9 protein-coding genes and 1 pseudogene are annotated in these 9,020 nt (G+C 66.9%); 8 read left to right on the forward strand and 2 right to left on the reverse strand.

The genetic code is table 11. The annotated features are described in order from the left end of the window. The first annotated feature begins 37 nt into the window (after positions 1-37). Genes ABG80_RS10825 through mnhG form a run of 6 tightly spaced genes read left to right on the forward strand, consistent with a single transcriptional unit; the run spans position 38 to position 6,161 of the window. On the forward strand, positions 38-2,986 hold the full coding sequence (locus tag ABG80_RS10825) for a monovalent cation/H+ antiporter subunit A (protein WP_058087675.1): 2,949 nt from the start codon (positions 38-40) through the stop codon (positions 2,984-2,986). Continuing rightward, positions 2,986-3,330, forward strand: a complete 345-nt coding sequence (locus tag ABG80_RS10830; RefSeq protein WP_058087676.1) for a Na+/H+ antiporter subunit C — start codon at positions 2,986-2,988, stop codon at positions 3,328-3,330. The genes ABG80_RS10825 and ABG80_RS10830 overlap by 1 nt, the downstream gene beginning before the upstream one ends. Beyond that, positions 3,327-5,009: a monovalent cation/H+ antiporter subunit D gene (locus ABG80_RS10835; protein WP_058087677.1), complete on the forward strand. Its 1,683-nt coding sequence runs from the start codon at positions 3,327-3,329 to the stop codon at positions 5,007-5,009. The genes ABG80_RS10830 and ABG80_RS10835 overlap by 4 nt, the downstream gene beginning before the upstream one ends. Then, positions 5,006-5,494: a Na+/H+ antiporter subunit E gene (locus tag ABG80_RS10840; protein WP_058087678.1), complete on the forward strand. Its 489-nt coding sequence runs from the start codon at positions 5,006-5,008 to the stop codon at positions 5,492-5,494. The genes ABG80_RS10835 and ABG80_RS10840 overlap by 4 nt, the downstream gene beginning before the upstream one ends. Then, the gene (locus tag ABG80_RS10845) at positions 5,491-5,769 is read left to right on the forward strand and encodes a K+/H+ antiporter subunit F (protein WP_058087679.1); all 279 of its coding nucleotides are present in this window, start codon (positions 5,491-5,493) and stop codon (positions 5,767-5,769) included. Before ABG80_RS10840 ends, ABG80_RS10845 begins: the two co-directional genes overlap by 4 nt. After that, entirely contained in the window at positions 5,766-6,161 is a 396-nt protein-coding gene (gene mnhG / locus ABG80_RS10850) for a monovalent cation/H(+) antiporter subunit G (RefSeq protein ID WP_058087680.1), read from the forward strand. Before ABG80_RS10845 ends, mnhG begins: the two co-directional genes overlap by 4 nt. A gap of 39 nt (positions 6,162-6,200) precedes the next feature. Here mnhG and ABG80_RS10855 read toward each other — a convergent pair whose 3' ends face one another. Beyond that, a complete protein-coding gene (locus tag ABG80_RS10855; RefSeq protein WP_058087686.1) occupies positions 6,201-7,079 on the reverse strand; it encodes an MBL fold metallo-hydrolase in 879 nt (292 codons plus the stop codon). 156 nt (positions 7,080-7,235) lie between these two features. Here ABG80_RS10855 and ABG80_RS10860 point away from each other — a divergent pair, with 156 nt between their 5' ends. Continuing rightward, positions 7,236-8,147: a LysR family transcriptional regulator gene (locus ABG80_RS10860; RefSeq protein ID WP_058087681.1), complete on the forward strand. Its 912-nt coding sequence runs from the start codon at positions 7,236-7,238 to the stop codon at positions 8,145-8,147. On the opposite strand, the gene ABG80_RS21440 is transcribed toward ABG80_RS10860, so the two are convergent. After that, a complete protein-coding gene (locus tag ABG80_RS21440) occupies positions 8,060-8,545 on the reverse strand; it encodes a thiol-disulfide oxidoreductase DCC family protein (protein ID WP_083506010.1) in 486 nt (161 codons plus the stop codon). The genes ABG80_RS10860 and ABG80_RS21440 overlap by 88 nt on opposite strands. 270 nt (positions 8,546-8,815) lie before the next feature. On the opposite strand from ABG80_RS21440, the pseudogene ABG80_RS23490 reads away from it, so the two are divergent. Beyond that, positions 8,816-9,020 (forward strand): annotated as a pseudogene (locus ABG80_RS23490) (hypothetical protein); the annotation flags it as partial.

Raw genomic sequence — 9,020 nt, forward strand, 5'->3', positions numbered from 1 at the left:
CGGCGGCATGAGCGGCCCCTGTCGTTAGACTCGGGGCATGTCACTGCTTTTGCTCGTCCTCCTGCCTTTTGTTGGCAGCGCCGTTGCAGCGGTGTTGCCAACGAACGCCCGCAACCTGGAGTCGCTGTGGGCGGCGCTCGTCATGCTGGCCGTGGCGGTGCCGCTGGCCTTGCTCTACCCCTCTGTCGAGGCCGGTCAGGTGCTGACCGAGCGCCTGTCGTGGTTGCCCACGCTCGGGGTGGACGTGGTCGTGAGGCTCGATGGCTTTGCGTGGATGTTCGCGATGCTGGTCAGCGGCATGGGCCTGCTGGTGGTCATCTATGCGCGCTACTACCTTTCGCCCGAAGACCCGGCCGCGCGGTTTTACTCGCTGCTGCTGGGTTTCATGGGCGCCATGCTGGGCGTGGTGGTCTCGGGCAACCTGGTGCAGCTGGTGGTGTTCTGGGAGCTCACCAGCATCTTCAGCTTCCTGCTGATCGGCTACTGGACGCACCGCAAGGACGCGCGCCGGGGCGCCCGCATGGCCTTCACCGTCACGGCTTCGGGCGGGCTGGCTTTGCTGGCGGGGGTGCTGCTGCTGGGCCACATCGTCGGCAGCTTCGAGCTCGAACGCGTGTTGCAGGCGGGTGACCTGGTTCGTGCGCATGCGCTGTACCCGCTGACGCTGTGCCTGATCCTGCTGGGCGCGTTGACCAAGAGCGCGCAGTTCCCCTTCCACTTCTGGCTGCCCCACGCGATGGCCGCGCCCACGCCCGTGTCGGCCTACCTGCATTCGGCCACGATGGTCAAGGCCGGTGTGTTCCTGCTGGCGCGGCTGTGGCCGACCCTCGCCGGCACCGAGATGTGGTTCTGGATCGTGGGCGGCGCGGGCCTGGTCACGCTGCTGCTGTGCGCTTTTGTGGCCATGTTCCAGAACGACCTCAAGGGCCTGCTGGCGTACTCAACGCTCAGCCACCTGGGGCTCATCACCTTGCTGCTGGGCATGAACAGCCCGCTGGCCGCCGTGGCCGCGGTGTTCCACATGCTCAACCACGCGACCTTCAAGGCTTCGCTGTTCATGTCGGTGGGCATCATCGACCACGAGACCGGCACGCGCGACATGCGGCGCCTGGACGGCCTGTTCACCAGCATGCCCATCACCGGCACGCTGGCCATCGTGGCGAGCGCGGCCATGGCCGGGGTGCCGCTGCTCAACGGCTTCCTCTCCAAAGAGATGTTCTTCGCCGAGACGGTCTACATCAACACCTATCCCTGGCTGGAGACGGCCTTGCCGGCGGTGGCCACGCTGGCCGGCGTCTTCGCGGTGGTGTACTCGCTGCGCCTGGGGCACGATGTGTTCTTTGGCCCGCCCTCGCGCAACCTGCCGCGCCAGCCACATGAGCCCGTGCACTGGATGCGCGTGCCGGTGGAGTTGCTGGTGCTGCTGTGCGTGGTGGTGGGCACGCTGCCGGCCTGGTCGGTGGGCGATGTGCTGGCGATGGCGGCCAAGCCCGTGGTGGGCGGCGTGCTGCCCGCGTACAGCCTGGCCGTCTGGCACGGTTTCAACACGCCCTTGATGATGAGCCTGGTGGCCACGGTGGGCGGGCTGGTGCTCTACCTGGTGTTCGCAAGGCGATTCAAGGCCCGTCGCGGCAGTGGTGTGCCGGGGTTCGGGTGGTTGCAGGGCAAGCGCGTGTTCGAGCTGCTGGTGGCCTGGTTGTCGGGCCGTGCGCGCCGCGCCGTTCGCCTGCTGGGCACCCGCCGATTGCAGCCGCAAATGCTGGCCCTGGTGACGGTGGCGCTGTTCGCGGGCGTGGGCTCGTCGCTGATCGTGCCATTGGCGTGGGGCGACCGCGAACGCGTGCCGCTGACACCCGAGTTCGTCGTGCTTTGGGCCATTGGCGCTTTCTGCGCGGTGGGCGCGGCCTGGCAGGCCAAGTTTCACCGGCTGGCGGCGCTGATCATGCTGGGCGCGGTGGGCCTGGTGCTGTGCATCACCTTCGCGTGGTTCTCGGCGCCCGACCTGGCCCTGACGCAGCTCGCCGTCGAGGTGGTGACCGTGGTGCTCTTCCTGCTCGGGCTGCGCTGGATGCCGACCCGGGTGCAGACCGTGGCCCCGCACCAGGGCGTGCTCGACTGGTCGCGCCGGGTGCGCGACCTCACCCTGGCCGTGCTGGTGGGCCTGGCGCTGGCAGCCCTGTCGTATGCACTGCTCACGCGCCATGCACCCATGAGCATCTCCCCCTTCTTCATTGAAAAGGCCCTGCCCGAAGGCGGCGGCACCAACATCGTCAACGTGATGCTGGTGGACTTCCGAGCCTTCGACACCCTGGGCGAGATCACGGTGCTGGGCATCGTGGGCCTGACGGTGTATGCGCTGCTGCGGCGCTTTCGGCCAGCCACCGAGTCCATCGAATTGCCGCAGCCGCAGCGCATGAACGCGCGCGATCCGGGCCTTGACCTGATCGACCCCGACGACGAAGGCCACGCGGTGGCGCCTTACCTTGCCGTGCCAGCCGTGCTGGTACGCCTGTTGCTGCCGCTGGCAGGGGTGTTTGCGTTTCACCTGTTCATGCGCGGGCACAACGAGCCGGGAGGCGGTTTCGTGGCTGGGCTGGTGGTGGCCATTGCCTTCATCGCGCAGTACCTGGTGGGGGGCACGCGCTGGGTGGAGGCACGGCTGCGCCTGCGGCCCATGCGCTGGATCGCCTTCGGCCTGCTGGTGGCCCTGGCCACCGGCCTGGGCTCGCTGGCGCTGGGCTACCCCTTTTTGACCACGCACACCGCGCACCTGCAGTTGCCGGTGCTGGGCGAGGTGCACGTGCCGTCAGCGGCGCTGTTCGATCTGGGCGTGTTCACCGTGGTGGTGGGTTCGACCTTCCTGCTGCTGAGCTCGCTGGCCCACCAGTCGATGCGCGCGCGTCGGCAGCAAGCCGTGACGATCGAGGCCGAAGCAGCCCAGGTGGCCGACATCGCGCTGGCCACCCAATCCAGGGAGGCGCACTGATGGAGCTCGTGATTTCCCTGGCCATCGGGGTGTTGGCGGGATCGGGTGTCTGGCTGGTGCTGCGTCCGCGTACTTTTCAGGTGCTCATTGGCCTGTCGTTGCTGGCGTATGCCATCAACCTGTTCATCTTCAGTGTGGGCAGCCTGGCCACCGACAAGGAGCCCATCGTCAAGCCCGGCATCAGCCCTGACCTGTTCAATTACAGCGACCCGCTGCCCCAGTCGCTGGTGCTCACGGCCATCGTCATCGGTTTTGCCACCACGGCGCTGTTCCTGGTGGTCATCCTCGCGCTGCGGGGCCTCAGTGGCGGTGACCACGTCGACGGCAAGGAGGACGAGGCATGAGGGCCGAACTCGTGGTGGTGCCCGTGCTGCTGCCGCTGCTGACGGCCGGCTTGATGCTGTGGGCCGGGGAGGGGCGGCGTCGGCTCAAGGCAGCGGTCAACGTGCTTTCGACGGCGTTGACGCTGGCCGCAGCCGTGGCGCTGCTGGTCTGGGTGAATCAGCAGGACGCTGCTGCGGCCTTTGGCATCTACCTGCCAGGCAATTGGCCGGTGCCTTTCGGCATCGTGCTGGTGGCCGACCACCTCTCGGCCTTGATGGCGGTGCTCACCGGGGCGCTGGGGCTGACGACCCTGCTGTATGCGCTGGCGCGCTGGCAGCACGCCGGGGTGCACTTTCACGTGCTGTTTCAGCTGCAGCTCATGGGCCTGTATGGCGCCTTCCTGACGGCCGATTTGTTCAACCTGTTCGTGTTCTTCGAGGTGCTGCTGGCTGCCAGCTATGGCTTGTTGCTGCACGGTGGGGGCAACAAGCGGGTCAAGGCGGGCCTGCACTACATCGCCATCAACTTGATGGCTTCGTTGCTCTTCCTGATCGGTGTCGCGGTGCTGTACGGCGTGACGGGCACGCTGAACATGGCCGACATCGCGCAGAAGCTGCAGTCCGTGCCCACCAGCGACCGGGGCTTGTTGCACACGGGCGCGGCCATCCTGGCGATTGCCTTCCTGGCCAAGGCGGGCCTGTGGCCGCTGAACTTCTGGCTGCCCGGGGCCTACTCCGCGGCCAGCGCGCCGGTGGCGGGCCTGTTCGCCATCCTGACGAAGGTGGGCGTGTACGCGTTGCTGCGGCTGTGGACGCTGTGCTTTCCCGAGACCGCTGGCGCGTCGGCCCACTTCGGCAGTGGCGCGCTGATCTGGGGTGGTCTGGCCACGCTGGCGTTTGGCGCCATCGGCATGCTGGCGTCCCAGCAACTGGCGCGGCTGGCGGCTTACAGCGTCATCGCTTCGTCGGGCACCCTGATCGCGGCCATCGGGTTTGACGCGCCGGCCCTCAGCACGGGCGCGCTGTTCTACCTGGTGAGCTCGACGCTGGCCGGTGGGGCCATGTTCATGCTGGTCGAGTTGCTGGAGCGCTCGCGTCAGGTGGAGCTGGGCCCGCAGCAGATCGACGATGGGCAGGACCGACTGCCGGCTTTCTTCGATGCCGCGCCACCGCCGGGCGTCAACCTGGACGACAACGAAGACGCGCTGATCGGCCGGGCCATACCGGGTGCGCTGGCGTTCCTGGGCGTGACGTTCGGCATTTGCGCTGGCGTGGTGGCCGGGCTGCCGCCTTTCTCAGGCTTTGTCGCCAAGCTGGCCATGTTGCAGGCGCTGCTGCAGCAAGGCAGCACGCCGGCCTGGGCGCTGTTGGTGCTCCTCATCGTCTCGGGCTTGTTCGCGGCCACGGCGCTCATGCGGGTGGGCATCCGTCATTTCTGGGGCGCTGCCGATCGTGCCTCGCCCAGGCTGCGTGTCATCGAGACCTTGCCCATCGGTGCCTTGCTGGCCGCTTCGGTGATGCTGGTGGTGTGGGGCGAGCCAGCCCTTCGCTACGCGCGGGACACGGCCGATGCCTTGCACAACCCGGAGCGCTACATCGGTGCCGTGATGTCGGCCAGGCCCTTGCAGCCGATGCACTCGTCGGGTGATGCGTCCGCTCAGGCGCCTGCTGTCTTGACGCCTTCAGGAGCCCAGCCATGAAGCGCATCGTGCCTGCACCCTGGCTTTCTGTGGGCATCTTCGGGGGCTGGTTGCTGCTCAACCAGTCGCTGTCTGCGGCCCAGTTGCTGTTGGCGTTCGTCGTCGCCCTGGCGATGCCGCTGCTGTTTTCGGCGCTGCGTCCTTCTCCCGGGCCGATGCGGCGCTGGGGCGTGCTGCTGCGGCTGATCGCGCTGGTCGGCGTCGACGTCGTGGCTTCGGCGCTGCAGGTGGCTTTCGGGGTGCTGCGAGCCAGGCGCCGTCCGCCTCAAAGCGCTTTCGTGACCGTGCCGCTTGAGTTGCGTGATCCGCACGCCCTGGCTGCCTTGGCCGTCATCACGGCGGTGGTGCCAGGCACCGTGTGGTCGGAGCTGGCGGCGGATCACAGCGTCCTGCTCGTGCACGTGTTCGATGTGCCCGATGAAGCCGCCTTTGTCGCGCACTTCAAGCAGACTTATGAGCGCCCGCTCAAGGAGATCTTTGAATGAGCCCGCTGCTTGCCATCGCCATCTCCATCACCTTGATGCTCTATGCCATCGCCATGGTCTTCGGCCTGATGCGCATGGTGCGTGGCCCCAGTGCGCAGGACCGCGTGCTGGCGCTCGACTTCCTCTACATCGTGGGCATGCTGGTGATGATGGTGCTGGCCATTCGCTTTGAAAGCAGCATGTACTTCGAGGGTGCGTTGCTGATGGTGTTGTTCGGCTTCGTGGGCTCGGTGGCCATGGCCAAGTTCCTGCTGCGCGGGGAGGCCATCGAATGAGCTGGAGCCCGAACTTGTGGGCCGAGGTGGTGATCGCGGCGCTGCTGTTGCTCAGTGGTTTGCTGGTCCTGTTGGCCGCGATGGGCCTTTGGCGCCTGCCTGATTTTTTTGCGCGCATGCACGCACCGGCGCTGGCTTCAACGCTGGCGGCATGGAGCGTCACCCTGGCCTTCATCGTGTACTTCTCGGTCCGCGAAGGTTCTCTGGCCCTGCACGCCTGGTTGGTCATCATCGTGCTGGCCATCACGGCGCCGGTCAGCGCCATGGTGCTGGCGCGGGTAGGGCTGTTCAGAGGGCGGCGCGCCGGGGCGGAATTGCCGCCCCCGCTTTCGACGCCGAGTCAGCACCTGGGCGAGCCTGGCCTGCGCCGTGGGGAGCGACCCAAGGTTTGAGCGGCACCGCGCAGGTGCCCGGGGCCGCCGCCCAGGGCCTCACCACTTCATCTCGCCCTTGTTGACCTTGGCGCCGATGTCCAGCGCCAGGCCCATGCCCGCTTGCGGGTAGGCCTGCTTCATGGCCTGGATCAACGCGGCGGCGTTGGCGGCCTTGGCTGACTCGGCCTCGAAGCGCTGCAGGTAGCTGCGCGTGTAGGCGATGCTGCTGGCGTCCAGAGGTGTGCCGGCCTGCATGTGGCCGGGCACCACGGTGTCGGGCTTCAATGCGGCGATCTCGTCGAGTTGCGCCAGCCAGGCCTGGCGCTCGCTGGCCTTTTGTGTGTCGGCCGTCCACACGTGCAGCCCACCGAAGATGGCGATGTTGCCCACCACCGCCTTGATCGACGGGATCCACACATAAGGCCGGTGCGCCAGCTCGCCCGTGGTGCCGCGCACCTCGATGGCCTGGCCGTCCACCGTCAGCGTGGTGCCCTGCATGGCCTCGGGCACGACGGGCGTGCGCGGGGCGTTCGCGCCCATCTTCGGCCCCCAGAACGTCAGCTTGCCAGCCAGCTTGGCGGCGATTTTCTCGCGCACGGCGGGCGTGGTCAGCACCTGGGCCTGCGGGAACTGGGTCTTGAGCACCTCGGCGCCGAAGTAGAAGTCGGGGTCGGCGTTGCTGATCAGGATGGCCTTGAGGGCCTTGCCGCTGTCGAGCACGTTGGCCGCCACGCGCAGCGCATCGGCGCGGGTGAAGCCGGTGTCGATGACGACGGCTTCTGTCGGGCCACTGACCACCACGGCGTTGACGTGGAAGCTGTTGGCGTCGGCGTTGTGGACCTTGAGCGTGAGCGGCACAGCGGTTTGTGCGACGGCCACCGAGTGCGCGACCATGCCCAGGGCGAGGGCGGACAGCAGGCGGGTTGGGCGAGCGATGAGGGGTTTGAACATGGAGGACTCCGGTTGAAGCTGCCTAGTAGGCGATGGGTCCACTGTATTGATGTTGATTTGGTTGATAAAGTGCGGTTCGGTTGATGAGTTGTTGCATGAATCGATGAAATTGCCTTGCCCTCTGCCGAACACGGAGACCCGATGGACCGCCTGAGCGCCGTGCGCGTGTTCGTGGAAGTGGCCGACCGAGGCAGCCTGACCCAGGCCGCCGAGCACCTGGACATGTCTGCCGCCATGGTCAGCCGCTACCTCGCGGCGGCGGAGGGCTGGTTGGGCGCCCGCCTGTTGCACCGCACCACCCGCAAGGTCAGCCTGACCGACGCTGGCCTGGCCGCGCTGCCCTCGTGCCGTCAGCTGCTGGACATCGCCCAGGACACCGAGCACCTGGCCGCCGAGCGAAGCCGCGAGCCCTCGGGCGTGCTGCGCGTGACCACGGCCGGCTCGTTTGCCGAGGCACAGCTGACCGCCGCGCTGGTGGACTTCCAGCGCCTGCACCCGCAGGTCGAGGTGGTGCTGTCGGTGGGCGACAAGGCCACCGACCTGGTGGCCGAGCGCGTGGACCTGGCCGTGCGCATCACCAACACCCTGGACGACAACATGATCACGCGGCAGTTGGCGCGCTGCCGCTCGGTGTTGTGCGCCTCACCCGAGTACCTGGCCCGCCACGGCACCCCGCGCGTGGCCGAAGACCTGCGCCAGCACCGATGCATCGCGCACGCCTCGGGCATCGGGCCGCAGTACCGGTTCACGCGTGGCGACGCGGTGGTGACGGTGCCGGTGAGCTGGGGCTTTCACACCAACGAGACAGCGGTGCTGCGCCGCGCCATGTTGTGTGGCGCGGGCATCGGCACGCTGCCGACGTACTACCTGGGTGACGACGTGCAATCAGGCCGGCTGGTGAGGCTGCTCCCTGATCACGAACCGCAGGTGCTGGGCATCCACGCGATTTACCTGTCGAGGCGGCATCAGCCTTTGGCTTTGAGGTTGTTGGTGGATTTTCTGGCGCAGCGGTTTGCGGGGGAGGTGGCGCCTTGGGATGTGGGGATGCCTTGAGATGAGCCTCTGCCATCTGCCCGCAGAGCCAGGGCCTGCAGGCGCGGGCGCACCCGCAGGAAGCCTCGGTAGGCCTGCTCCAGCGCGGGCATGGCACCCGGCAAGCCGGCCGCGCGCGCCAGCCAGCGCCAACCGGGCAGGCGAGCCCACATGGCCACGAAGGCGGCGGCGCCGTCCAGTCGGGAGCCGTCGGCGAGTTGCACGTGAAAACGCGCCAGCAGCCGGGCGCGCTCTTGCGGCGGCAAGTTACTCTGGCTGGAACTGACGTCGATGAAGCACAGGGCGCTATCGCGGCGCTGCGCAGCCAGGCCTTGCACGTGCGCGATCTCGCGCCGGCACAGGGGGCAGGCGCCGTCGTAAAGGACGGTCAGTGCTTCTGGCTTGGGTGGGTGTTTCATAGCGTCGCTCACATCTGCCAGAAGTCTAGAGCGCTGGCGGATGGCGGGGTGGCGTCAGTTTGGGGTCTTGGGGAGCTTGTGCGGTCCCGTGGGGGCTCAGGGTCAGTGTTGGGGGCCGGATGAGGCTGAGAGCTGCCCCTCGTGCTGCGCGCTTGGATCGGCGGCTATCGACCGATAGCAGGCGTCTATATTTGGCATAGATAGCACAACTTATTTCCCTCACAGGCACCCGCGACCATGTCTCAAAAATGACATCAACGAGTCATCAGGGTGTCATATCACGACATTACCATCGCTGCAATTCAGATTCGTAATCAGGTCATCATTTTTGATTACGATTTCAAATCTGCCGGAGGTGTCATGATCGAACTACAGAATGTCTCAGTCAGTTATGGTGATGCGATTGCACTGTATCCCACCACTCTCAAACTCCATCAGGGACAGTTCACCGTATTGCTCGGATCTTCCGGCGCTG

It is taken from the genome of Aquabacterium parvum, assembly GCF_001447195.1.
Lineage (GTDB): Bacteria > Pseudomonadota > Gammaproteobacteria > Burkholderiales > Burkholderiaceae_C > Aquabacterium > Aquabacterium parvum.